Below are 23,850 nucleotides of genomic sequence, written 5' to 3'. Positions count from 1 at the left end.
AAATCCTTGAAAGTTAGGCCGTTCTCATTTAAACTAATATCATACATAAATCCAACTCCATTCTTTTTATCTTAGCAATAAAATTATAATGGATAATTTATGTATTGGGGAGATGTTTTTACATCTCCTTTATTTTTTTGCTACCTTTGCCTACTAAAATTATACTCTAACTATTTTAAACAAATTAACCTTTTACTTATCAGGGACAATGTTATAATAATAGTAATTATATTAATTAAAATAGTTCTATATATTAAGGAGGCATTTTTATGGCTAAACACTTACATATCATGGCTGAAGAGGGAGCAATTGCAGAAACTGTTCTTTTACCAGGTGATCCATTACGAGCAAAATTTATAGCAGAAAATTATCTTGAGGATGCAAAATGCTATAATAAAGTCAGAGGAATGTATGGATATACAGGGAACTACAAGGGCAAAAGAATATCGATTCAGGGCACAGGGATGGGGCTACCATCTCATTCTATATATGTTAATGAATTAATTAGATTTTATGGAGCAAAAAAATTAATTAGAATTGGATCAGCAGGTTCTCTTAATGATGATGTAAATATTCGAGATATAGTTTTAGCACAAAGTGCATCAACAAATTCAGGGATCAATAAAAGAAGATTTCAGGGTATGGATTATGCTCCAACAGCTAATTTTGACCTTTTACTTAAGGCGTATAATATAGCTTTAGAAAAGGGAATTAAAGTTAAGGTTGGTAATGTATTATCTTCTGATCTTTTTTATGATGATACTGAGGTATCAATTAAGCTTTGGGCTGATTATGGTACCTTAGCAGTAGAGATGGAAACTGCTGAATTATATACTTTAGCAGCAAAATATGGGGTTCAAGCTTTATCGATACTTACTATATCAGACCATATATTTAAGGGAGAAGAAACAAGCCCAGAGGAAAGGGAAACTAGTTTTACAGAAATGATGGAACTTGCATTACAATTGTAGCAAAGGGTGTAGTATATTATGAATGAAAAAGTATCTAAGAAGGAAATTTTAAGAAGAGTAGTAGTTTGTATTTCATTAATAGTATTTATTGTGTGTGGATACAAGCTGTATAACATTTGGAGTGAATATAATAAAAACTCTGAAGTTTATGAAGAGACAAAAGAGTTTTCACCGGAGAAGATTGCTTTGGAAAATGGAGAAGAGCGATATGAATTTAAAGCTGAGAATTATAATAATCTACTTTCTATAAATCCAGATTTCAAAAGTTGGATTTCAATAAATGACACTGAGATTAACTATCCAGTAGTTAAAACTGATAATAATGAACTTTATTTAACTCATAACTTCAAAAAAGAAGAAAATGCTGGGGGTGCAATATTTATATCAACAAATAACATAGAACCCTTTAGCGATAAAAACACTATCCTTCATGGACATCATATGAAGGACGGAAGTATGTTTGCAGATTTAGAAAAATATAAAGATGAAAGCTTTGCAAAGGAACATCCAATTTATATAAGCACAAGGGATAAGGTTTTAAAATATGATGTATTTACAGTATTTATAGAGAAGGCCGACAATGGCTCTTACCAGAATAGTTTTGCATCTAATGATGAATATGTTAATTATATAAATAAGTTAAAAGGGAAATCATTGTTTAATATAGAAGCAGGCAACTTCACCCAAGATGATAAAATAATCACTCTATCAACCTGTGATTATGATGTGGATGATGGAAGACTAATTGTATGTGGAAGATTGGTTTCTAGTTTGGATTATTAATATAATAGTAGGGAAATATGAAATAAATGGGGGTATTAGAATAGTTATGAGGAAATTAGAAAAAGTAGATGAACTATTTCCGAAAAATGGCGATTTATTAGTTCCAAAGGAAATCAAAAAAGAAAGGGATAAAATGGAAGAAACTACACTGATTTATCGTTCTGCTTTAAGAGAGATTAGTACAAAGCTTAATGTTTTAGATGATGAATTCAGGGTAAGAAGAAAAAGAAATCCAATAGAATATATGAAATCTAGAGTTAAAAGCATTGAGAGCATAATGGAAAAGCTTAAACGGCGGGGATTTGAAGTGGGTGTCGAATCAGCAAAGAAAAATTTGAATGATATTGCAGGTATAAGAGTTGTGTGCTCCTTTGTTAGCGATATATATGAGGTTGCAGAACTTCTAAAAGGGCAATATGATGTTACTCTTGTTGAAGAAAAGGACTATATTAAAGCCCCAAAGGCTAATGGGTATAGAAGTTTACATATGGTTGTACAAATCCCTATATTCTTATCAGATCATGTGGCAAATGTAAGAGTTGAGGTTCAAATAAGAACCATTGCCATGGATTTTTGGGCAAGCTTAGAGCACAAATTATATTATAAAATCGGTACTGAAAATCATGAGCATATTAGAAGTGATTTAAAGGAATGCGCAGATGTTATAGCATCAACAGATATGAGGATGCAAGAAATTCAAAGGGAAGTTGAGAAAATAAGATAAGAAACTAATGAGGTGTAAAGGTTATGGTAATAGTATTTAGCCCGCTATGTCAAAAGGAGATAATAAAGGCAATAGAGAGTTTTGAAATAGATGGAGACCAAGTATTTTCTATAAAGGAAAGAGAAGGAATGAAGTTGATTTTTAATTCAACAATTGAGAATGAAGATGAAGCTTGTAAGGTAGCTAAAAAGATAATGAGCGGTATTAAATACTCAAGTGGGTTGAACTATTGTGTAGTCTCTTATGACGGAAAAGAAATAAAATGGATTACATAGAAAGAATAGAATTTTAGGAGGAAAATTATGAAATATGACTTTGAAACCCTTATAGTAAGGAAAAATGAAGGTGCATCAAAATGGAGATTGATGGAGAATTTTGATAAAGACTTTTCAGATGATATAGTACCATTATCAGTTGCAGATATGGAATTTAAGACGGCACCAGAAATTGTGCAAGGTCTTAAGGATTATATAGACTGTAGTATTTTAGGCTATACAAGAGGAACGGATACATATTATAAAGCAGTTTGCAGTTGGATGAAGAGAAAACATAATTGGGAAATAAGCAAGGAATGGATTGTTGCTTTTTCAGGAGTAGTTCCTACCTTGTATGCAATAGTAAAGGCATTAACTAACCCTGGCGATGGAGTTATTATTATGACACCAGTATACTATCCCTTCTATAGTGCGGTAGAAGCAGAACAGAGAAAAATATTAAGAAATGAGTTAAAACTGCATGGAGATCATTATGAAATAGATTTCCAAGACTTAGAAGAAAAAGCTAGAATGGATAGCACTAAATTATTATTTTTATGCAATCCTCATAATCCTGTGGGAAGAGTTTGGACAAAGGAAGAGCTAGAAAGGCTAGGAAGGATATGTATTGATAATAATGTATTAGTTGTATCAGATGAAATTCATTTTGATCTTATTATGCCAGGTTATAAGCATACAGTTTTTGCAGCAATATCAGAAGAATTCCAAGATAATTCAATTACATGTACAGCCCCTAGTAAAACCTTTAATTTGGCAGGGTTACAAGTCTCTAATATTATTATTTCAAATGAAAAAGTAAGACAATTAGTTGAGAAAAAGCGTGAAAATGATGGTTATGATGAGCTTAATATCTTAGGCTATAAGGCTTGTGAAGTAGCATATACGCAGTGTGATTCTTGGTTAGATACATTAATAAATACTTTAGAAACTAATAGACAATTTGTAGTTAATTACATTACAAATAATATTCCTAGAATAAAGGTAATTAATTTAGAAGGAACATATCTACAATGGCTAGATTTTCGTGAATTAGGAATGAAACCTAAGGAACTTGAGGAATTTATGCGAAGGGAAGCCCAATTATTCTTAGATGAGGGATATATATTTGGAAAAGAAGGGGAAGGCTTTGAAAGGATTAATATAGCCTGTCCAACTAAAGTATTAGAGGATGCTTTGATTAGACTCTATGATGCTATTAAAAGATTAGCTAAATAGATTAATTAGGAGGAATTAGAAATGTCAAAGGAAATAATATTTACAGAAAAAGCCCCAGCAGCTATAGGCCCATATTCGCAGGGAAATAAGATAGGAAAATTAATTTTTACATCAGGACAGTTACCATTAAATCCTGAAACCGGTGAATTGTATGATGAGATTAAAAAAGCTACAAAGCAATCTTTAGACAACGTGAAGGCAATTATTGAAGCTGGAGGAAGTTCTTTAGATAAGGTTGTTAAAGTAGTTATATTTTTAAAGGACATGGAGGATTTCGCACAAGTTAACGAAGTTTACTCAGAGTACTTTAAAGAAAATTCTCCAGCAAGAAGTTGTGTCCAAGTGGCAAAACTGCCTAAGGATGCATTGATTGAGATAGAAGCAATAGCTAGTTTAGTTTAAAATTGACACCGGTTGGGTGCCCCCTTGTGGGGGAGTTGAGAGTTTGAGTTGAAAGTTGAGGTAAAGAGGATGGATTATATTAATGATATAAATATAACTGAGGCTGTAATTCATATATTGGATAGCAATGGAGAAGATCCTGTATTAAATGAATATAACCTTCAGTTAGATGAGGATACATATAAATTTTTATTTAAGCATATGGAAAAATGTTTAAAGGATGAGGAATTAAAATATGCTAAGTTTAATACTGAAAGGAATATTGTTAAGGAAATAGTTCAAGACTATTTGAATGGTATTGATGATGCATTTATACAGTTATCTAAGGAGCTTGCAAGGCAGCTGTTCTTAATTATGAAGGGAAATGTAAATATACCCTCTTGTGATTTGGTAGTAGCATCTATAATAACTGATCAAGGACCAATGATAGCAATACTTAAGATGGATTATGTTAAAAACTTTACTCATGAAGTTGAGTTTGTTGAAAATAAAATAGGTATAGGAATAGTTCCACAGGCAGCAGGACTTCCAGCTAGTAATCAGAAGATACAGAAGGCGGCATTTATAAGACCTGTAAGGGAAGAGGATGGCTATAGCCTAATGATCTTGGACAAGCAGAAGAAGAGCAGGGATGAAGAGGATTATGGCACTAATTATTTTGTTAACAGCTTTTTGGGTTGCTCAATAATTACAAATGAACGTGATATGACAAAGAATTTCCTAAAGGCTACAGAAAACTTTGCTAGAAAAAACTATTCTAACGATGCTGTTAAGGCTGAATCATTAAGAACTGCTGTGAAAAGTAAACTTAAGGATGAAGATACTGTTAATATAGAACAGCTTTCCGAGGAATTATTTAAGGGAGAATTATTTCAAGGAGAACCTCATGCTAAGGAAGACTTCAAAACATTTGTTATGGATCAGGGTATTAATGAAAATGTCGCTATTGATAAGACTTGGGTTGAAAAAAAACTAAAGAGAGTAAGACTTAAAATTGATAAAGAAATAGATTTATATATAGATGAAGAAGCGTATCACGATGAAAGTAAATTTGAAATTCAACGTAATGGGGATGGAAGTATCAACTTGATTATAAAACATGTTATCAATTATATAGAAAAATAATATTAAGGTACATAAAAGAAAATAACAGACCAAAGATGTAAGCATACTGGTTTGTTATTTTTTTGATTAGGCCTAACATAAGAAAAAACTCCACAGGTAGGTGAAGATATTTGAGAGAGATTGATGAAAGTGTTATAAAAGCACAAAAAGATAAAGCTCTATATGAAAAATTAATTATTGAAAATGAGTTTTTTATAATAAGGACCACTTCAAAAACTACTAATAAATATATAAATAAAAGTGATGATGAATGGTCAATAGCATTAAATGCTTTTAGTGAAGCTGTGAATAGTTATAATATGGACAAAGGTAGCTTTTATAGCTTTGCAGAGTTAGTTATTAAAAGGAGAATTATTGATTATTTAAGGAAGGAATCAAAGCGTAGTAATGAAATTTTAGTCGATTCTTATGAATTTCAAGGTAATAATGAGGAAGAGAACACAACAATCAAGAAGGAAGTTATAACAAAAATGTCACATACTCATAATGATGATATAAAACTTGAAATTGAAGGAGCTACTGAACAGCTTAAAACATATGGGTTTTCATTTTATGATTTAATAGAGGTATCTCCAAAAGCTGAAAAAACAAAGGTAGCATGTAAAAAGGTTGTAGTATATATTTTAAAAAATGAAGTTTTATATAATGAACTTATTAAAAATAAAAAGCTCCCTATAAAAATTATTGAAAAAAATCTCAAGGTACCCCGAAAAATTCTGGAGAGGCATCGAAAATATATAATAGCAGCGGTTGTGATAATCTCCGGAGATTATCCTAATCTTGCTGAATATATGTCCTTTATCAGAGAGGAGATGAGAAGATGAAAGGTGTAATAGTTGAAATTAGAAATGATTATGCAGCTATACTTTCTGATAATGGTAGCATTATTAAAATAAAAAATAATAATTACCAGATTGGGGAGGAGATTCAAATGAAAAATACAACAAAAAAAGCAAAAAAGAAAATTTATGTTCTTGCAGCAAGTGTTGCAGCTACAATCCTTATAGCAGGTACTGGAGTTTATGCCTATACCACACCTTATTCGTATGTTAGTTTAGATGTAAACCCATCTATAGAGTATAAAGTTAATATATTTGACAGAGTAATTGAGGCTTCTGATGTAAATGATGATGGGGCAGATATTATTATTAATCTTGACGTAAAGAACAAAACCATAGATAATGCTATAAAAGATACCATCACTGAAATTAATGAACAAGGATATTTCAAAGAAGATGAATCTGGTGGAGTAGTAATAGCTACATCCTGTGATGATAGTGAAAAAGCAGAAGAGTTAGCAAGTGAGTTAAAAGAAAAAGCAGAAGCGGTAATTACAGAGAAGAGTATTACAGCAGAGATTGAAGTACTTAGTGTTGGAAAAGAACGAGTTTTAGAGGCTAAAGAATTAGGAGTAACTCCTGGAAAGCTTAATTTAGTTGAAAAGCTACAAAAGAGTGCAGCAAATCCTGAAGATGTTTCTATTTAAGAATGGTTAAACAAGCCTGTAAAAGAAATAATGAAGGCAACTAAAGCTAACAAGGAACAAGAGAAGAATAAAACTGAAAATACAAATGCAGTTGAAAACGAAAATACAAACTCTGATTCAAATGCAGTTGAAAACAAAAATGCAAATTCTAATACAAATGCAGTTGAAAACAAAAATACAAACTCTAATCCAAATGAGGAAGTTAAATCTAATGAAAATATAGATAACAGTTCAAATGAAATTAAAGAAAATAATTCTAATGAAGTTTCAGATAATAACTCAAATAGTGCCAAACAATCAAACCCCAGTGCAGAAAAGAGTAACAAAAATAAATAAGGCACATGAAAAGAAATAATAGGCCAAAGATGCGATGAATATTTTGTATTTTAAATTATGTTTAAAATTTATCAGAAAATTCAAAATACTATTGCAATACATTACAGAGTGATATATAATAAAGACAAGATAAAGGTGAAACTTATCTTAGTGGACTGACACTTTAATCCGACAGAAGAGCTATAACGGGCAGTGAAAATCCCGGAATGCGATGTACGACATAAGGGCGTACCCCAGTTGGCGGACAACCTAAAAATCAGTTACTAGGAAAGACCAGTAAAAAGCAAGTGTAGAAAACCCATTATACACTTGCTTTTTCTTGTCTAAAATCAAATTACAAATAGCCAGAACTTGAGATAAAATATAGATATAAATTATGATTTAAGTTCTTTTAAATTTTTTATAAAAAGATATAAAAAAGCCTTGTAATCAATTACAGAATGATATATAATAAAGACAAGATAAAGGTGAAACTTATCTTAGTGGACTGACACTTTAATCCGACAGAAGAGCTATAACGGGCAGTGAAAATCCCGGAATGCGATGTACGACATAAGGGCGTACCCCAGTTGGCGGACAACCTAAAAATCAGTTACTAGGAAAGACCAGTAAAAAGCAAGTGTAGAAAAACCATCATGCACTTGCTTTTTCTTGTCTAAAATCAAATTATAAATAGCCGGGACTTGAGATGAAATATAGATATAAATTATGATTTAAGTTCTTTCAAATTTTTTATAAAAAGATATAAAAACCTCTTGTAATCCATTACAAAATGATATATAATAAAGACAAGATAAAGGTGAAACTTATCTTAGTGGACTGACACTTTAATCCGACAGAAGAGCTATAACGGGCAGTGAAAATCCCGGAATGCGATGTACGACATAAGGGCGTACCCCAGTTGGCGGACAACCTAAAAATCAGTTACTAGGAAAGACCAAGTAAAGAGCAAGTGTAGTTGAAATCACTATACACTTGCTCTTTCTTTATTTGAATTTAAAATGTAATTAAAAAAAGGCTATCTCAAAATGAGATAGCCTTAATGAGATAAAATTAAGCTTTGTTAACTGAACCGAAAAGATCCATCTTTTCTTTAACAGTAGTCTTTATAGCTTCGAAACCAGGTCCAAGAAGTTTTCTTGGGTCATAGCCCTTGCCTTTTAAGTCCTTACCAGCTAAAATATACTCTCTAGTAGCTGCTGCAAAAGTTAACTGACATTCAGTGTTAACATTGATTTTAGCAACTCCTAATGATATAGCCTTCTTAATCATATCGTCAGGAATACCAGTACCACCGTGAAGTACTAATGGCATATCTCCAACTGATTTCTTTATGTCTGCAAGAGCATCAAATGCTAAACCAGCCCAGTTTGAAGGATATTGTCCATGGATATTACCGATACCAGCAGCTAACATAGTAACTCCTAAATCAGCAATTTGCTTACATTCAGCTGTATCAGCTATTTCACCAGCTCCAACAACTCCATCTTCTTCTCCGCCAATTGATCCAACTTCACATTCAACTGAAATCCCCTTAGCAAAAGCATCGGCTATTATTTTCTTGCTTTTTTCTATGTTTTCTTCTATAGCATAGTGAGATCCGTCAAACATTACTGATGAGAATCCAGCTTCGATACAAGCGTAAGCGCCTTCAAAGCTACCATGATCTAAATGAAGAGCAACAGGAACTGTGATTTTTAAACCCTTAAGTAATCCGTTAACCATACCTACTACAGCATCATAAGTTCCCATGTACTTTCCAGCACCTTCAGATACACCTAAAATAACTGGTGAATTGTTTTCTTGTGCAGTTAATAGAACGGCTTTTGTCCATTCTAAGTTATTGATGTTAAATTGACCTACAGCATATTTGCCATCTCTAGCCTTTATTAACATTTCTTTAGCTGAAACTAACATAAATCGACCTCCAATAATTATATTTTTGGGTATTAAAAACATATAAATATATTACCCACTATAGAATATTATAACTTTAAATCATGAAAAAAGAAACAATTTGGCTAAAGTTTATTAGTTTGTCTTCATAAGTTTAACTAAAACAGCCTTTTGTGCATGTAGTCTATTCTCTGCTTCGTCGAAAATTTCATTAGAATGCTCATCGAAGATTTGAGTGGTAATCTCTTCTCCTCTATGGGCAGGTAAGCAATGAAGAACAAGGGCATTTTGCTTAGCTAATGTCATAAGATCCTTGCTGATTTGAAATCCAGTAAAGGCTTTTTGTCTTATTTTAGCTTCTTCTTCTTGGCCCATACTTGCCCATACATCAGTAATTACTACATCTGCATCAACAACTGCTTCTAAAGGCGAGTGAGTTACAACAAACTCTGTCCCCTCTAAAGCAGCAAGCTCTCTACCTCTTTCGATATATTCTTCTTTTGGCATATAATCTTTTGGACAAGCAATTGAAAAATTCATTCCAGTCTTAAGACAACCTACGATTAAAGAGTGGGCCATGTTATTACCATCCCCAATATAAACGACTTTTAAACCTTCAAGAATATTTTTATATTCGCGAATTGTCATTAGGTCAGCAAGAACCTGACAAGGATGCTCGTCATCAGTTAATCCATTTATTATAGGTATTGATGAATATTTTGCTAAAGTTTCTACTTCCTTTTGAGAAAATGTTCTAATCATAATACCTTGGATGAACCTTGATAAGACTCTTGCAGTGTCCTCAATAGGCTCTCCACGTCCTATTTGAAGGTCTCTGCTGCTTAAGAACAGTCCGTTACCACCTAATTGATACATTCCAACCTCGAAGGAAACTCTTGTCCTTGTAGAGCTTTTTTCAAATATCATTCCAAGACTTTGTCCCTTTAAATGCTCATGAGGAATGTTATGCTTATGTTCATATTTTAATTGATCTGCAAGATTTAAAATGTCTAAAATATCTTCTTTTGAGAGATCATCCATTTTCAATAAATCCTTTTTCATTTATAAAAGCCCCCTTATTTTAATACATTAATTAGTATATCTATTCCTTCTAAAATTTCTTTTTCACTAATGACAAGTGGAGGAAGAAGTCTAACAACATTAGGTCCAGCAGTTAATAGTAAAAGTCCTTTAGATATAGCTTTCTTTTGAATATCAGATGAATTTCCTTTAATTTCTATACCTATCATTAAACCCATGCCGCGAACTTCAACAACCTCATTAAGATTAGCCTCAGCTATTTTCTTCTTAATTATATCGTTAATTTTAGTAATTCTTTTATATGATTCTTCGTTACAAATTTCATCTAGAACTACTAAAGAGCCAGCACAAACCACAGGATTACCACCAAAGGTAGTACCATGATCTCCAGGTGTAAATACTGAGGATAGGTTCTTATTAGCTAGTACTGCACCAATTGGAAGACCTGCGCCTAGACCCTTAGCTACAGTTACAATATCTGCTTCTACATCAAAATGATTATAGCCAAATAATTTACCAGTTCTAGCAAGTCCACTTTGTACTTCATCAAAGATAAGAACTATGTCTTTTTCTTTACAAATTTTAGCTACGCCTTGCACAAACTCTTTAGTTAAAGGATGTATTCCGCCTTCACCTTGGATAGATTCCATAATTATTGCACAAACATCATCTGTTGCCTTATTTTTAAAATCTTCAAGGTCATTTGCTTCAACATAATCAAAACCCTCTGGGAAAGGGAAGAAGTATTGATGAAATTTTTCTTGTCCATTTGCAGTTAAGGTTGCTAGAGTTCTGCCATGGAAAGATTGCTTTAAGGATAAGATTTTATTCTTTCCAGGACCATTTTTATCAAAGCTATACTTTCTTGCAATTTTAAGTGCTCCTTCATTTGCTTCAGCACCAGAATTAGCAAAGAAAACTTTATCCATTTTAGCTAGAGAAGTTAACTTATTGCTAAGATCTACAGTAACTGGATTTAAAAAAATGTTAGAGCAATGTTGAAGGCGAGTAACTTGGTTAATAATAGCCTCAGTCCATTTAGAATTATTATATCCTAATGAATTAACTCCAATACCGCTTGTAAAATCTAAATATTTATTGCCTTTAGTATCATATAAGTAAACCCCATCACCCTTAGCAATAACAACATCTAGGAATGCGTAGGTACTCATTAATGAATTTTTCATACAATCATCTCCTAATAAATCATGGTTCCAATACCCTCATGGGAAAATAGTTCTAAAAGTAACGAGTGTGGTATTCTTCCATCGATAATGTGTGCTCTTTCAACTCCCATACGAATTGCCTCTACACAGCAATCAATTTTAGGGATCATACCACCTTTAATTATTCCTTCAAAGGCAAGCTTTGGTACATTGTGTAACCTTAAGATAGAAATCAATGAATCAATATCGCTAGGGTCTTTCATAACACCTGGCACATCGGTTAATAATACTAGCTTTTCGGCCTTTAAGGCAGCAGCTATTTTAGCAGCACAAAGATCAGCATTTATATTATATAAGCAGTCATCATCCTCGCCTAAAGCCACACTTCCTACGACAGGAATATATCCTGAAGATAATGCCATTTCTAAAATATCAGTATTTACCTTAGTTATTTCTCCTACATAACCTAGATCTACAGCACCCTTTAGCTTCTTAGCCTTTAAAAGGGACCCATCCATACCACATAGACCTATAGCTTTTCCACCTGCTTTTTCTATTAAAGAAACAAGGTCCTTATTAACCTTACCTCCAAGTACCATTTGTACAACATCTATAGCGTTTTCATCAGTATATCGTAAGCCATTAATAAATTGACTTTTTTCACCTAAACGTTCAAGAAGGTTTGAAATATCAGGACCACCCCCATGAACAACTATTGGTTTAAATCCAACACATTTCATAAGTACAATATCATTTATTACAGTTTCTCTAAGTTCTTTGCTAATCATAGCGTTTCCACCATATTTAACAACGATTATCTTACCGTTATATTGTTGAATATAGGGCAGAGATTGAACCAGTATACTAGCACGATCGTTAAGATTCATTTTATATTTCCTCCTAAGGATGAAGCTTTTAGCTTCTATAGTCTCCGTTTATTTTCACATAATCATAGCTTAGATCACAGCCCCAAGTAGATACTTCATAATCACCCATGGAAAGTTCAACTTTTATTAAAATCTCTTTTTCCTTTAGGATTGTAAGAGCAATATCTTCATTAAAGTTTACTGAAGATCCATTTTCACATACTAAAATTGATCCAGCATGGCTTTCAAAATAGACATTAACTTTTTCAGGATTAAAATCAACTTTAGCATAACCTAAAGCGCAAAGAATTCGTCCCCAGTTAGCATCACAGCCAAATATAGCAGTTTTAACTAGAGGTGAATTAATAACACTTTTTGATAATAGAAGAGCATTTTCTTCACTAGTTGCACCTAATATCTTACATTCTATAAGTTTTGTTGCACCTTCACCATCTTGAGCTATTTTCTTAGCAAGATATACATTTAAATATTCTAATGCTTCTACAAAAGTATAATAATCATCATTTTTAGTATCTATAATAGGATTTTCTGCTAAGCCATTAGCTAAGATCAATAATGTGTCGTTAGTGCTTGTGTCTCCATCAACACTTACTCTGTTATAGCTTACCTTTGCAGTTTTAGTTAAAGCTTCTTCTAAAAGTTCAGAAGATATATTAATATCTGTAGTTACAAAAGCAAGCATAGTGCACATGTTAGGTTCTATCATTCCAGAACCTTTTGACATTGAGCCTAATGTGACAGTTTTACCAGCTATAGTTATTTCAATAGCGAGCTCTTTCTTAAAGGTATCAGTAGTCATAATAGCAGAAGAAGCATTGGAGCTTCCTTCCTTGGAAAGTCCCTTTGCTAAAGCTGGAATATGAGATTCAATAATGTCTATATTAAGAGGAACACCAATAACACCAGTAGATGCAACTAGTACATCCTCTGTAGCTATATTCAAGGCTTTAGCTGTTGATATAGTCATTCTTTTGGCTTTACCTAAACCATCATCACCATTGCAAGTGTTTGCATTACCACTATTTATAATTACTGCTTGAGCTTTTTTATTAGATAAATGTTCCTTTGATATATATATAGGAGCACCCTTTACCATATTACTAGTAAAAACTCCAGATGCAGAACAAGGAGTTTCAGAGTATATTAATGCTAAATCCTTCATTTCTTTATTTTTCTTTAAACCACAATAAATACCTGAGGCTAAAAAACCCTTCGGAGCGGTGATACCGCCAAGTATAGTTTTTATATTCAAATTAATAACCCCCTTTTTTCAACTAACCTAAAACGCTGGTGAAATAAAGGTTAGTCCTTCAGTTTCATCAAGTCCTAAAACAATGTTCATATTTTGTACTGCCTGACCAGCAGCACCTTTAAGCATATTATCTATTGTGCTAACTACTATAATTTGATCTTTTCTATGATTTAAATGTAGGGATATATGACAGTAGTTAGAGTATCTTACATTTTTAGTACATGCAGTTTCTCCAAGTGGAAGTATATTTACAAAAGGTTGATCCTTATAGAAATCTTTATAAAGTTTATAAAGATTTTCTAAATCTACAGCCTCTTTAGGGTTGCAATAAATTGTTGAAAGAATTCCTCTACTAATTGGAAGTAGGTGAGGAGTAAAGGTTACAGTTACCTTATCATCAGCCATAGCTCCAAGAGTTTCTTCTATTTCAGGAGTATGTCTATGAGCTCCAATCTTATAAGGTGCAAAATTTTCATTAAGTTCTGGGAAATGACTGGAAAGGCCTAAACCACGTCCAACACCAGTAGCGCCGGATTTAGAATCACAAATAATCCCTTTAGTATCTATAATAGAATTTTTCAATAAAGGCATAAGTCCAAGCTCTATTGAGGTTGGAAAACAACCCGGATTTGCAATAAGCTTAGACTTTTTAATCTTTTCTTTATTTAATTCTGGTAAACCGTACACACTTTCTTTATGTAATTCTGGATGAGAAAAACCTCTTTCATACCAGAATTTATATTCATCCTCACTGGATAATCTGAAATCTGCTCCTAAGTCTATGCAAATCTTTCCTGCTGCAATACACTTTGCAGCAATTCCTTCACTTAAGCCATGGGGAAGAGCAGTAAAAATAACTTCAGCCTTTTCTAAAACATCATCTATAGTGTCGCAAACTAAATCAGTTTTATCTATAAAGTTTCTGTATATAGAATTAATATCTTGGCCTTTAAAGGATACGGAGCTTAAGGCAGTAACCTTAACCTCCCTATGATTTAATAGTATTCTTAAAAGCTCAGCGCCAACATAACCAGTAGCTCCAATAATACCTACTGTTTTCATATTATAATCCTCCTTCAGTTTCCTCGATAAACTTTTCTAAAGCATCTAATTGAATTTTTACAGATTGAGAAGAAGGACCTCCAAAGACTTTTCTTTCTTCAACACATGTAAGTAAGTTAATTGCTTCATATACATCCTCTTCAAAAATAGGAGAGAATTCCTTAAGCTTTTCTAAGGAAAGATCTTCAATACATTTATTTTCCTGTATGCAGTATAAAACTACTTCTCCAACTATTCCATGAGCAGTTCTAAAGGCTTCGCCATGTTTTACTAAATAATCTGCAAGATCTGTAGCATTAGTAAATCCACCAGCAGCACCTCGTCGCATATTTTCTTTATTAACCTTCATGGTATTAATCATTCCAGCGAAGGTTCTAAGGGCTAAATTAACTGTATCTAAGGCATCGAAAAGACCTTCTTTATCCTCTTGCATATCTTTATTATAAGCTAGAGGAAGTCCTTTCATTACAGTTAAAAGAGCCATTAAATCGCCATAAACTCTACCGGTTTTACCACGAATAAGTTCAGCAACATCAGGGTTTTTCTTTTGAGGCATTATAGAACTTCCAGTACTATACTCATCAGAAAGCTCTACAAAGTTAAATTCATTAGTACACCAAAGTATAATTTCCTCAGAAAATCTTGATAAGTGCATCATTATCATTGATATAGCTGATAAAGTTTCTATAACATAATCTCTATCTGATACTGAATCTAAACTATTTAAAGTTACCTTCGCAAATCCAAGTTCCTTTGCAACAAACTCTCTATCAATTGGATAAGTAGAAGTTGCTAAGGCCCCTGATCCAAGTGGCATTTCATCAGTTCTTTTATAAGCATCTTGTATTCTTCCAATATCTCTTTTAAGCATTTCAGCATAAGCTAATAGGTGATGCGCTAAAGTAATTGGTTGAGCTTTTTGAAGATGAGTATAACCAGGCATTATAGTAGAAATATTTTCCTCTGCTTTGTTATGAATAACAGTTTCAAGGTCAAGGATATATCCTATAGTTTCCTTTTGAGCTTTCTTTAAGTACATTCTTAAGTCAAGGGTAACTTGGTCATTTCTACTTCTACCTGTGTGAAGCATCTTTCCACAAGGTCCTATATAATGGGTAAGGGTTCCTTCAGTAAAGCTGTGAATATCCTCTGAAGTAGGGTCAACAGAAATGACCCCATTTTCCATACGGATTAGGATTTCATTTAATCCATCCACAATTTTTTCACTTGATTTTTCAGGAATTATCCCTTGTTTCCCAAGCATACGTCCATGAGCTATACTTCCTTGTATATCTTCTTTAAACATTATTTTATCTATTCTGATAGAAGAGTTAAAGTCATTAACTAAATCATTTGTTCCTTGTTTAAATCTTCCACCCCAAAGTTTCATTTATTTTGCCTCTCTTTTTGTTGCTGCATCCATCTTAGCCTTAACCACAAGTGGAAGACCGAATAAGTTAATGAATCCAGCAGAATCCTTTTGATCATAAACTGCATCCTCACCAAATGTTGCATATTCTTCACTATATAATGAATAAGGAGAAGTCATACCTGCATTAACAATATTTCCTTTATATAATTTCAGCTTAACTTCACCTGTAACTGTTTCTTGAGTAGTTTTAACAAAAGCTTGAAGAGCTTCTCTAAGTGGAGTGTACCATAGGCCATTATAAACTATGTCTGCAAATTTTAAAGCAATCATTTCTTTATAATGAGCAGTTTCCTTATCTAAACAAAGTTCTTCTAAATCCTTATGAGCACTGTATAAAATAGTTCCACCTGGAGTCTCATATACACCTCTTGATTTCATACCAACAAGTCTGTTCTCAACCATATCAGTAGTACCGATAGCATTTTCTCCACCAATTTTATTTAATTCTTCAATTAATTCAACTCCACCCATTTTCACACCGTTTATGGCAACAGGATTACCCTTCTCATAACTAAGAGTTATATAAGTTGCTTTGTCTGGAGCTGCCTCTAAAGTTTTAGAAAGTTCTAAAATTTTTGCATAATCTGGTTCGTTTTCTGGAAATTCAAGATCTAAACCTTCATGACTTAAATGCCATAAGTTCATATCTTTACTATAGTTTGTGTCTTTATTAATCTTTATAGGAATATTTCTTTCCTCTGCATAAGCTATTTCATCTTCTCTTGATTTTAGATCCCATATTCTCCAAGGAGCTATAATCGGCATCTCAGGTGCAAAGGCTTTAATTGCAAGTTCGAATCTTACTTGGTCATTTCCTTTACCAGTACATCCGTGACAAATAGCATCTGCTCCTTCAGCTTTAGCTATTTCTACCATTCTCTTACCTATTAAAGGTCTTGCAAATGAAGTTCCTAAAAGATATTTACCTTCATATACTGCTCCAGCTTGAATAGTTGGGAACACATAATCATAAACGAATTCCTCTGTTAAATCTTCTATGTAAATTTTTGAAGCTCCTGATGTTATAGCCTTTTCTTCTAAACCTTCAAGTTCAGCCTTTTGACCAACATTACCTACAACAGCAATAACCTCACAACCATAAGTTTCCTTTAACCATGAAATTATAATGGATGTATCTAATCCGCCTGAATATGCTAAAATTACCTTGTTAATTTTTTTCATAAAATATATCCCCCTTAAGTGTTTGTCATCAAATAAATTATTAACTACTTATAATTATACAGTTAAATCGCAATTTATGCAATGATTATTCATAAAATGTGTATAAAAATTTTAAACTAACCTAGTAATACAAATTAAATATAGTATGCTCTAAAATTTATAAAAATATAACTTTAAGGTTATTGTAAGACAAGCGAAACATTGGATTAAATAATAAGGGCTAATATTATAGTATCGGATAAACTTTGCAAAAAAAAGGAGAATTAATATGATAGAAGTTAAAGGGATTTCAAAAGTATATAGAATGGGAAAGGAAAAGGTTGTAGCCCTTCAAGATGTTTCATTAAAAATAGGAAAGGGCGAATTTGTTGCAATTATTGGACCATCGGGTTCAGGTAAATCAACACTAATGCATCTAATTGGAGGATTAGACTCACCAACAGTTGGAAATGTATTAATTGAAGGTCAGGATATAAGTAAATTAAAGGACAAGCAATTATCAAAATATAGAAATGAAAAAATAGGCTTCGTATTCCAAGCATTTAATTTAGAAAATACACAAACTGCTTTGGAAAATGTTATGATGCCTCTTATTTTTGCAGGAATTTCTAAGAAGGAAAGAAAACAGAGAGCTCTTAAAGCTTTAGAACAAGTTGGTCTTTCAGAATTTGTTAAGCATAAGCCAAATGAAATGTCTGGTGGGCAAAGACAAAGGGTTTCAGTTGCAAGAGCTATAGTTAATAATCCAGAAATAATATTTGCAGATGAGCCTACAGGAAACTTAGATTCTAAAAGTGGTGAAAATATAATGCAATTATTTAGGGATATGAATGCAAATGGATTTACAGTAATTATGGTAACTCATAATCCTGTGGAGGCAAATAAGGCAAGACGTGTTATAAAAATAATGGATGGACAAATAACTTCAGACATTATAAAGGAAGAAGAATAAATCCTTAGAAGGAGGAACTAGGTATGAAATTTAAAGAATATGTGCTTATGGCCCTAAGAGATTTATCCAAAAGAAAGGGTAGAACATTTCTTACGTCTTTAGGTATTACAATAGGTACGTTACTTATAGTAACAATGGTTGGTCTAGGTATAGGACTTCAAAGCTTTATGGTTCAAACTGTAAATGATGAGGATAATGCAAGAAGTATTACAGTTATGCCTTATAGATATTTTGCACCGGAAGACCAAGATGAAATGGATATGTCTACTTTTGAGGAAGATTATTCAAAGAAGATTGATGATGAGCTTATTCAAAAAATAAAGGATACAGATAGAGCAGAAACTGTAGTAGCATCAATAAACTATTCTCCAGATGCATTGAAGTTTAGCGATAAGGAGTATTCAGGAAGTATTCAATGTGTAGGTTACAATGAAGGGGCAAATCTTTATCCTGATTATATAATTGAAAGAGTTAGACATGATGAAGAAGATGACTCCATAAAACCTCTTAAGGCAGGAGCTAAGATAGAACCTGCTGTAGGTGAAGTTGTAATTGGGAAAGAATTACTCGGACAATTAAATCTAAGTGAAGAGCAAATATTAAATAATGAATTAGAATTAGTAGTTAAAACTGCAAATGGAATAAAAATAACGCCAATTGCTAAAAAATTTAAGGTAGTAGGAGTTATTGATAAACATTTTACTGATGGGCAGAAGTTAGTCTTATCAGCAAATGATGCTGCAGAGTTACAAGGTTATAGTAATTTGCAAAAGGATTATATGGCAAATAAGGGCTATAACAGTATTGAAATTGCAGCAAAGTCTGTAAGTGATGTAGAGCCATTAAGTGAAACTATAAAAGAGCTAGATTATGCTTCAAATTCATCAATAGATATGGCGAAGGAAGTAGAGGACGCTTTAGGTGGTATAAATACAGCATTTGCAGTACTTGGAGGAATCGTATTAGTAGTTGCAGCAATAGGTATAGTAAACACTATGTCAATGGCAGTTCTTGAAAGAACTAAAAGTATTGGAGTTATGAAATCCTTAGGAGCAGATCGTAATGCAATAAGATCTATATTTTTAGTACAGTCTTCCTTAATTGGATTTATTGGCGGACTATTTGGTATAGGACTTGGAAGTGGTTTGAATTCAATAGCTGAGATGATTGTGAATTCTAAAATAGTTGAAGAGGGCATGGGAACATCTATTTCAGTAGGACTTCCTTGGTATTGGCTTCTTATAATCTTGGGATTTGCTGTCGTGATTGCCTTGATTTCAGGAATATATCCAGCAAATAGAGCTTCTAAATTAGATCCAATAGAAGCCTTAAGAAGGTAGAGGAGGCAATTAAAATGAAATTATCAGATAAAATTAAAATCGCCTTTAGCGATTTGATGAATAGAAAAGGTAGATCAATTCTTACAATTATTGCAGTATCTATAGGATCTCTTTTATTAATAATAATGATGGGTCTTGGAGATGGAATAATTAACAAGATGAGGGACATGGTTAGCAGTTTTGGAGATACTAATCTTATCAGTGTAATGCCTATTGATGCTAGTAAATCTCCAGATGCGATGGGCGGTTTGACTGTGATGGAAACAACAGAAGCTCCGCAGGGTGTTTCTGAGGTTACCCCAGAGAAAGAAGTAGAAGATTTTACTAAGAAAATTAGTATGGAAGATGCTCAGAAGATTGGAAACATGGATGGTGTTGAAAAAATTAGGATGTCAATCCAAGGAAAAGCTACTAGCTTAAGGATAGAAAATGGAGAATATGTAGATAGAAACGTCAGTATAAATGGAGTAAGTCTTAAATATGATTATGACTATACCGAAAAATTAGTGGCAGGTAAGTCTATAGAGAATGGAGATAATGATATTTTAGTTGGTGAAAATCTTGCTAAAAGGTTAGGCGTAGAAAGTAATGAGGATTTAATTGGAAAGAAGATAACAGTTAAAGTTGAGTATCCTGCAATGGATGGAATGATAATAAAGGATCCTAAAGAAGTTGAGGGAACTATTGTTGGAGTTCTAGATAGGAAGGAGTATACAGACACAATAGTTATGAGTGATACAAAAGCTAATCCTATAGCTGGGTACTTTAGCGAAGATGAAAATTATATTGAGTCAAATGGATATAGTGGGCTTTCAGTATATGGTGAAGAGGAGACAGATATAGGAGCTTTAAGTAACAAAATTAAAGCTGATTATGGATATCAAACATTCAGTCTTTCAATGATTAGTGATATGTTAGATATGCTTGGACTTGTAGTTAAAAGTATATTATCTATTGCAGGCATAATAGTACTCTTAGTTGCAACTTTAGGCCTTGTAAATACAGTTACTATGATTATCCAAGAAAAGAGAAAGATGATAGGGGTAATGAGGTCAGTAGGTGGATCTAAATCTCATATTAGAATTATATTTATATTTCAATCAATAATGTTAGGTACTGCTGGTGGAGTACTCGGTGCAGTTTTATCATCTGGCGGAATATTGTTTATAAATGAATTTATAACAAAGAAAAATAATTTTGTAATATCACTAACAGCAAGCAATGTAGGAATAGCTGTAGGTATAACTGTAATAATTTCAATTCTTGCAGGATTAATTCCAGCAAGCAAAGCAGCACGATTAAATGTTGTTGAAGCTGTAGCAGAAGAATAGATTATAAAGTGGACCTTTCTTATATAAATTAATTATTATAAGAGAGGTCCATTTATTATGTCAGAAAATATTTTTAATATTTGTCTTATGCAGTCCTATAAGGTTAAGGGCTGCATTTTTTAGGGTTCCGACTGATATAAGGCTCTCAGTAGTGTCGCTGCAACTAGTATATATTGAAAGTTGCAGAGATTCATCCTGTAAGTTATCAAAATCATTATGATCAATATATACTGAAGCTAATAAACTGTTTTTTTCTATTAAATCTATAAGGATAATTGAGTTTTCATAGGCTTCATTAAAATCACCATCATTAATCAAAATTTCTATATCATCACAAATAGTAACAACATCTTCACATAAATTTAATAAGGTATAGTTCGCGTAATACACAAAACATACTAGAGAAGAAAAGATTATAATTGTTATTAGTGTGTTCTTCATTCATTACACTCCTTTTCATATTTATCATAAAGTTGATATTTGAACTTACCCTTAGTGTCATACATAGCAATTAAAACTTTATCTATGGAATCAATATTATGATTTTTAAGGAGGTTATTTACCCAATCTTTATCCTTATTCATGGAAGTTAGGGAATTTATATTTATATTGCCATCTGTAATTAGTATTTTAGGAAGATAAGGTTCTGAATTTTTATTAGAAGAATTTTTTGTGTTATTATAATCATCATTAGAATTCTTAGCAGATTGATTATTACCAGGAGAACTTGTTGATGTAGGTAAAACGGATAGCTGACCATTATTTTCTAAAATAGCATATTGAATTTCATCTAAATCAAAGTAACCTGCTAAGCGCAGTTCTTCTAAAAGCTCATCTATATGTAATTGTTGTTTCTTAATTACTGCATAATCAATTTTACCTTTACATACTACTATGCAAGGTTCACCATCGACTATTTTTCTTGCATACTGACTCTTTAATTGAATTTGGGAAAGAATAGTTTTCATAAATAACAATGTTACTATAGGAATTACTCCAAGTAATAAAGGAAATCTTGTGTCCTGCATAGGGAGGGAAGCTAAATCTGAAATCATCATTGCGATTACAAATTCATAGGGTTGAAGTTCACCTATTTGGCGTTTTCCCATAATTCGCATTACAGCAACTACTAATGTGTATAAAATTGCCGTTCTGATAAAAACTATTAACATAATTAAACACTCCTCATTCATAGTATTTCTAAAAAGGATAGAGTTATTCTAATTAAATACAACTTTGGTAATTGGAACACTTGAGTATATAATAGAATGTAAGGAAAGTATTTACTTTAATTATTAAAGAGGAGAGTATAGCCTATGGAAGAGATAAAATTACAACTTGAAGACAATAGAATTATAAAAATAAAGGAAGGCACTACTTTTAAAAATGTAATAGATGAATATTTCGATGATAAGGATATTTTACTATGTGAATTAGAGGGGATTTATTATGAACTATCTCTAGAGATTCCATCTAGTGGAAAGTTAAAAACTATTAATTCTAATAGCTCAATAGGATGGAAAATCTATGCAAGGACTCTACAATTCATTTTTATTAAAGTGGTTAAAGATATGTTTAAGGATGTAAAAATAACAATGGAGCATTCTATTTCTAAAGGGATATTTGGAGAAATAATGAAGGAAACTTTAATTAATGAGGAAGAAATTCTCAAAATAAAAGAAAAAATGAAGGATTTAATAAAAAGAGATGTTCCTATAAAAAGGACAATAATAAAAAAAGATTACCTTGAAGAGAATATTCATATGGGTCAAATGGAAAAAAGCTTTATGTTATTTGAACAGCGTGATGCTGAAGAGATAAAACTTTATGAACTAGAAGGAATATATGACTATTTTTATGGAGAAATGGCTTATTCTACTGGAATAATAAGAGCCTTTGATCTGATTACTTATGAGCATGGATTTATTTTAAGGAATCCTCCAGAAGGAAATGTTAATGTTGTACTTCCTTTTAAGGAAGAAAAAAAATTGGCAAAAATATTTTATGAGACAAAAGAATGGCTTAGTATAATTGGGATAGAAAATATTTCAAGCTTAAATGAAAAAATTATAAATAAGGATTTAAAAGATACAATATTAGTCTCTGAGGCATTGCATGAAAAGAAAATAGCGTATATAGCAGATGAGATTTCAAGTAAAGAGGATATAAAGGTGGTTTTAATAGCAGGACCTTCATCCTCTGGGAAAACTACTTTTGCAAATAGGCTAGGAATTCAATTAAGGGTTAATGGATTGAATCCAATTCCTATATCATTAGATGATTATTTTTTAAGTAGAGAGTTTACTCCAAGGGATGAGGATGGAAATTATGACTTTGAATCTATTTATTCTATAGATTTAAAATTATTTAATAATCACTTGAAAAAGTTATTAAATGGAGAAGAAGTAGAAATACCTGGGTTTAATTTTTTAACTGGCCAGCGGGAATGGAGCGGTAAGAAGTTTATGCTCCCAGAAAGGGGCGTTTTAGTAATAGAGGGAATTCATGGACTAAATCCAATTCTTACATCTGAAATTGATAGTAATAATAAATTTAAAATATATATATCAGCTTTGACTCAGTTAAACTTTGATGACCATAATAGAATAGCAACAACGGATGTTAGAAAGATAAGAAGGATTGTTCGGGACTATCTATCACGAGGATATGGAGCTGAAGAAACTTTGAAAATGTGGCCAGCTATAAAAAAAGGTGAAAAAGAAAATATATTTATATTCCAAGAAGAGGCAGATGTTATGTTTAATTCTACATTAGTTTATGAGCTTAGTGTTTTAAAATCCTATGCATTAAAGGAATTAGATAAAATAAAACCAAAAAGCCCAGTATATTATGAAGCGGTAAGACTTAAATGCTTCTTAAGTTTCTTTAAGGAGATTGAGTTTAGCCGTGTTCCTGAAAATTCTATTTTAAGAGAATTTATGGGGGGAAGCTGCTTTTATATATACTAGATGTCAAAGAATACCAGGAGGAG

At 32.3% G+C, this 23,850-nt stretch carries 24 protein-coding genes; 14 read left to right on the top strand and 10 right to left on the bottom strand.

From position 1 onward, the window contains the following. Positions 1 to 269 precede the first annotated feature (269 nt). The 10 genes from deoD (at position 270) to CLVI_RS00845 (ending at position 7,317) form a co-directional block, all read left to right on the top strand. Positions 270 to 971 (top strand): purine-nucleoside phosphorylase, encoded by a 702-nt coding sequence (deoD, locus tag CLVI_RS00890; protein ID WP_106058229.1) that lies wholly within the window; start codon positions 270 to 272, stop codon positions 969 to 971. 18 nt (positions 972 to 989) lie between these two features. Beyond that, on the top strand, positions 990 to 1,754 hold the full coding sequence (gene srtB, locus CLVI_RS00885; RefSeq protein ID WP_106058228.1) for a class B sortase: 765 nt from the start codon (positions 990 to 992) through the stop codon (positions 1,752 to 1,754). Further along, complete coding sequence (locus tag CLVI_RS00880) at positions 1,723 to 2,478, top strand: GTP pyrophosphokinase (RefSeq protein ID WP_423237124.1); 756 nt, start codon at positions 1,723 to 1,725, stop codon at positions 2,476 to 2,478. The genes srtB and CLVI_RS00880 overlap by 32 nt, the downstream gene beginning before the upstream one ends. A gap of 23 nt (positions 2,479 to 2,501) precedes the next feature. Continuing rightward, positions 2,502 to 2,753: a hypothetical protein gene (locus CLVI_RS00875; protein ID WP_106058227.1), complete on the top strand. Its 252-nt coding sequence runs from the start codon at positions 2,502 to 2,504 to the stop codon at positions 2,751 to 2,753. Between the two features lie 27 nt (positions 2,754 to 2,780). Continuing rightward, entirely contained in the window at positions 2,781 to 3,968 is a 1,188-nt protein-coding gene (locus CLVI_RS00870; protein ID WP_106058226.1) for a MalY/PatB family protein, read from the top strand. 21 nt (positions 3,969 to 3,989) lie between these two features. Further along, entirely contained in the window at positions 3,990 to 4,370 is a 381-nt protein-coding gene (locus tag CLVI_RS00865; RefSeq protein ID WP_106058225.1) for a RidA family protein, read from the top strand. Between the two features lie 69 nt (positions 4,371 to 4,439). After that, the gene (locus tag CLVI_RS00860) at positions 4,440 to 5,495 is read left to right on the top strand and encodes a nucleoid-associated protein (protein ID WP_106058224.1); all 1,056 of its coding nucleotides are present in this window, start codon (positions 4,440 to 4,442) and stop codon (positions 5,493 to 5,495) included. 110 nt (positions 5,496 to 5,605) lie between these two features. Continuing rightward, on the top strand, positions 5,606 to 6,319 hold the full coding sequence (gene sigI, locus CLVI_RS00855) for an RNA polymerase sigma-I factor (RefSeq protein ID WP_106058223.1): 714 nt from the start codon (positions 5,606 to 5,608) through the stop codon (positions 6,317 to 6,319). Next, on the top strand, positions 6,316 to 6,981 hold the full coding sequence (locus CLVI_RS00850; protein WP_106058222.1) for an anti-sigma factor domain-containing protein: 666 nt from the start codon (positions 6,316 to 6,318) through the stop codon (positions 6,979 to 6,981). The genes sigI and CLVI_RS00850 overlap by 4 nt, the downstream gene beginning before the upstream one ends. Positions 6,982 to 7,011: 30 nt before the next feature. Next, positions 7,012 to 7,317, top strand: a complete 306-nt coding sequence (locus tag CLVI_RS00845; RefSeq protein ID WP_106058221.1) for a hypothetical protein — start codon at positions 7,012 to 7,014, stop codon at positions 7,315 to 7,317. A gap of 1,053 nt (positions 7,318 to 8,370) precedes the next feature. Here the strand turns inward: CLVI_RS00845 and fba are convergent. The 8 genes from fba to CLVI_RS00805 form a co-directional block, all read right to left on the bottom strand. Then, positions 8,371 to 9,234, bottom strand: a complete 864-nt coding sequence (gene fba, locus CLVI_RS00840) for a class II fructose-1,6-bisphosphate aldolase (protein WP_106058220.1) — start codon at positions 9,232 to 9,234, stop codon at positions 8,371 to 8,373. A 114-nt stretch (positions 9,235 to 9,348) separates the two neighbouring features. After that, complete coding sequence (gene argF / locus CLVI_RS00835; RefSeq protein WP_106058219.1) at positions 9,349 to 10,275, bottom strand: ornithine carbamoyltransferase; 927 nt, start codon at positions 10,273 to 10,275, stop codon at positions 9,349 to 9,351. 14 nt (positions 10,276 to 10,289) lie between these two features. After that, positions 10,290 to 11,441, bottom strand: coding sequence for an aspartate aminotransferase family protein (locus tag CLVI_RS00830; RefSeq protein WP_106058218.1), 1,152 nt, complete (start codon positions 11,439 to 11,441; stop codon positions 10,290 to 10,292). An 11-nt stretch (positions 11,442 to 11,452) separates the two neighbouring features. Then, a complete protein-coding gene (argB, locus tag CLVI_RS00825) occupies positions 11,453 to 12,307 on the bottom strand; it encodes an acetylglutamate kinase (protein WP_106058217.1) in 855 nt (284 codons plus the stop codon). Between the two features lie 28 nt (positions 12,308 to 12,335). Then, on the bottom strand, positions 12,336 to 13,559 hold the full coding sequence (gene argJ / locus CLVI_RS00820; RefSeq protein WP_106058216.1) for a bifunctional glutamate N-acetyltransferase/amino-acid acetyltransferase ArgJ: 1,224 nt from the start codon (positions 13,557 to 13,559) through the stop codon (positions 12,336 to 12,338). 27 nt (positions 13,560 to 13,586) lie between these two features. Continuing rightward, on the bottom strand, positions 13,587 to 14,621 hold the full coding sequence (argC, locus tag CLVI_RS00815; protein ID WP_106058215.1) for an N-acetyl-gamma-glutamyl-phosphate reductase: 1,035 nt from the start codon (positions 14,619 to 14,621) through the stop codon (positions 13,587 to 13,589). A 1-nt stretch (position 14,622) separates the two neighbouring features. Then, positions 14,623 to 16,011, bottom strand: a complete 1,389-nt coding sequence (gene argH, locus CLVI_RS00810) for an argininosuccinate lyase (protein ID WP_106058214.1) — start codon at positions 16,009 to 16,011, stop codon at positions 14,623 to 14,625. Continuing rightward, the gene (locus CLVI_RS00805) at positions 16,012 to 17,235 is read right to left on the bottom strand and encodes an argininosuccinate synthase (protein WP_106058213.1); all 1,224 of its coding nucleotides are present in this window, start codon (positions 17,233 to 17,235) and stop codon (positions 16,012 to 16,014) included. It abuts the gene before it with no gap. Between the two features lie 268 nt (positions 17,236 to 17,503). Between CLVI_RS00805 and CLVI_RS00800 the strand changes: the two genes are divergently transcribed. Genes CLVI_RS00800 through CLVI_RS00790 form a run of 3 tightly spaced genes read left to right on the top strand, consistent with a single transcriptional unit; the run spans position 17,504 to position 20,858 of the window. Further along, positions 17,504 to 18,187 (top strand): ABC transporter ATP-binding protein, encoded by a 684-nt coding sequence (locus CLVI_RS00800; protein WP_106058212.1) that lies wholly within the window; start codon positions 17,504 to 17,506, stop codon positions 18,185 to 18,187. 23 nt (positions 18,188 to 18,210) lie between these two features. Next, positions 18,211 to 19,527 (top strand): ABC transporter permease, encoded by a 1,317-nt coding sequence (locus CLVI_RS00795; protein ID WP_106058211.1) that lies wholly within the window; start codon positions 18,211 to 18,213, stop codon positions 19,525 to 19,527. Positions 19,528 to 19,541: 14 nt separating this feature from the next. Continuing rightward, a complete protein-coding gene (locus CLVI_RS00790; RefSeq protein WP_106058210.1) occupies positions 19,542 to 20,858 on the top strand; it encodes an ABC transporter permease in 1,317 nt (438 codons plus the stop codon). A gap of 60 nt (positions 20,859 to 20,918) precedes the next feature. On the opposite strand, the gene CLVI_RS00785 is transcribed toward CLVI_RS00790, so the two are convergent. Together CLVI_RS00785 and CLVI_RS00780 are read right to left on the bottom strand one after the other, a co-directional pair. Beyond that, positions 20,919 to 21,299, bottom strand: coding sequence for a DUF4363 family protein (locus CLVI_RS00785; RefSeq protein WP_106058209.1), 381 nt, complete (start codon positions 21,297 to 21,299; stop codon positions 20,919 to 20,921). Continuing rightward, positions 21,296 to 22,030, bottom strand: a complete 735-nt coding sequence (locus tag CLVI_RS00780) for a DUF421 domain-containing protein (RefSeq protein ID WP_106058208.1) — start codon at positions 22,028 to 22,030, stop codon at positions 21,296 to 21,298. Before CLVI_RS00780 ends, CLVI_RS00785 begins: the two co-directional genes overlap by 4 nt. 144 nt (positions 22,031 to 22,174) lie before the next feature. Here CLVI_RS00780 and CLVI_RS00775 point away from each other — a divergent pair, with 144 nt between their 5' ends. Beyond that, positions 22,175 to 23,827 (top strand): nucleoside kinase, encoded by a 1,653-nt coding sequence (locus CLVI_RS00775; RefSeq protein ID WP_106058207.1) that lies wholly within the window; start codon positions 22,175 to 22,177, stop codon positions 23,825 to 23,827. Positions 23,828 to 23,850: the final 23 nt, after the last annotated feature.

Origin of the sequence: Clostridium vincentii (assembly GCF_002995745.1) — a bacterium.
GTDB lineage: Bacteria > Bacillota > Clostridia > Clostridiales > Clostridiaceae > Clostridium > Clostridium vincentii.
Note: the sequence above shows the minus strand (reverse complement) of the source record. Positions and strands in the feature narration are given on the sequence as shown.

Coding starts and splice junctions, on each gene's coding strand:
- deoD (WP_106058229.1), top strand. CDS start 270: ATGGCTAAACACTTACATATCATGGCTGAAGAGGGAGCAATTGCAGAA.
- srtB (WP_106058228.1), top strand. CDS start 990: ATGAATGAAAAAGTATCTAAGAAGGAAATTTTAAGAAGAGTAGTAGTT.
- CLVI_RS00875 (WP_106058227.1), top strand. CDS start 2,502: ATGGTAATAGTATTTAGCCCGCTATGTCAAAAGGAGATAATAAAGGCA.
- CLVI_RS00870 (WP_106058226.1), top strand. CDS start 2,781: ATGAAATATGACTTTGAAACCCTTATAGTAAGGAAAAATGAAGGTGCA.
- CLVI_RS00865 (WP_106058225.1), top strand. CDS start 3,990: ATGTCAAAGGAAATAATATTTACAGAAAAAGCCCCAGCAGCTATAGGC.
- CLVI_RS00860 (WP_106058224.1), top strand. CDS start 4,440: ATGGATTATATTAATGATATAAATATAACTGAGGCTGTAATTCATATA.
- CLVI_RS00850 (WP_106058222.1), top strand. CDS start 6,316: ATGAAAGGTGTAATAGTTGAAATTAGAAATGATTATGCAGCTATACTT.
- CLVI_RS00845 (WP_106058221.1), top strand. CDS start 7,012: ATGAAGGCAACTAAAGCTAACAAGGAACAAGAGAAGAATAAAACTGAA.
- fba (WP_106058220.1), bottom strand. CDS start 9,234: ATGTTAGTTTCAGCTAAAGAAATGTTAATAAAGGCTAGAGATGGCAAA.
- argF (WP_106058219.1), bottom strand. CDS start 10,275: ATGAAAAAGGATTTATTGAAAATGGATGATCTCTCAAAAGAAGATATT.
- CLVI_RS00830 (WP_106058218.1), bottom strand. CDS start 11,441: ATGAAAAATTCATTAATGAGTACCTACGCATTCCTAGATGTTGTTATT.
- argB (WP_106058217.1), bottom strand. CDS start 12,307: ATGAATCTTAACGATCGTGCTAGTATACTGGTTCAATCTCTGCCCTAT.
- argC (WP_106058215.1), bottom strand. CDS start 14,621: ATGAAAACAGTAGGTATTATTGGAGCTACTGGTTATGTTGGCGCTGAG.
- argH (WP_106058214.1), bottom strand. CDS start 16,011: ATGAAACTTTGGGGTGGAAGATTTAAACAAGGAACAAATGATTTAGTT.
- CLVI_RS00805 (WP_106058213.1), bottom strand. CDS start 17,235: ATGAAAAAAATTAACAAGGTAATTTTAGCATATTCAGGCGGATTAGAT.
- CLVI_RS00800 (WP_106058212.1), top strand. CDS start 17,504: ATGATAGAAGTTAAAGGGATTTCAAAAGTATATAGAATGGGAAAGGAA.
- CLVI_RS00795 (WP_106058211.1), top strand. CDS start 18,211: ATGAAATTTAAAGAATATGTGCTTATGGCCCTAAGAGATTTATCCAAA.
- CLVI_RS00790 (WP_106058210.1), top strand. CDS start 19,542: ATGAAATTATCAGATAAAATTAAAATCGCCTTTAGCGATTTGATGAAT.
- CLVI_RS00785 (WP_106058209.1), bottom strand. CDS start 21,299: ATGAAGAACACACTAATAACAATTATAATCTTTTCTTCTCTAGTATGT.
- CLVI_RS00780 (WP_106058208.1), bottom strand. CDS start 22,030: ATGTTAATAGTTTTTATCAGAACGGCAATTTTATACACATTAGTAGTT.
- CLVI_RS00775 (WP_106058207.1), top strand. CDS start 22,175: ATGGAAGAGATAAAATTACAACTTGAAGACAATAGAATTATAAAAATA.